The 565-nt window shown below is 56.3% G+C and carries 1 protein-coding gene; it reads right to left on the bottom strand.

The features are described from left to right. Positions 1-171 precede the first annotated feature (171 nt). A partial coding sequence (locus tag DNU06_RS17605; protein ID WP_146239334.1) for a MurR/RpiR family transcriptional regulator occupies positions 172-565 on the bottom strand: 394 nt, incomplete at its 5' end.

Here is a 565-nt window from a genome sequence, read left to right on the forward strand (position 1 = left end):
TGTTTTTTTCATGGTCGATTTCCAGTCATAAGGTATTTGTACAAACAGTGGAGATCCACTGTGGGAGGGGGCTTGCCCCCGATAGCGGTAGTTCAGTTGGCAAATGTGGTGACTGATACACCGCTATCGGGGGCAAGCCCCCTCCCACATTTGATTTGGGGTGTTTGATGGTCAGTCGTCGAATCCGACTTGCTCGTGAATTTCGTCCACCTTCAATTCCAGTCGATACGCCACGGCAATGAATAACGCCTGGCACAGGCACAAGGTGGCGCTCAACGAACGGAAGGCAAACGACGAACCCTCATTGACCAGCAGCACCGCATTCGCCCGCTTGGCCAGGGGCGAGAGGTTGCTATCGGTGATGATCAGGGTCTTGGCCTGGTGGTGCTGGGCGATGCGCAGGCAGTGCTGGGTCTCTTTACCGTAGGGGGTGAAACTGATGGCGATCACCAGGTCGTTGGCGCGTACGCTGCGCATCTGCTCGCGGTAGCTGCCACCCAGGCCGGAAATCAGGTGAATGCGCTTGTTGGTGTGTTGCAGGTTGTAGACCAGGTAATCGGCCACC

The sequence above is a fragment of the Putridiphycobacter roseus genome (assembly GCF_003234935.1).
Taxonomy (GTDB): domain Bacteria; phylum Bacteroidota; class Bacteroidia; order Flavobacteriales_D; family Crocinitomicaceae; genus Putridiphycobacter; species Putridiphycobacter roseus.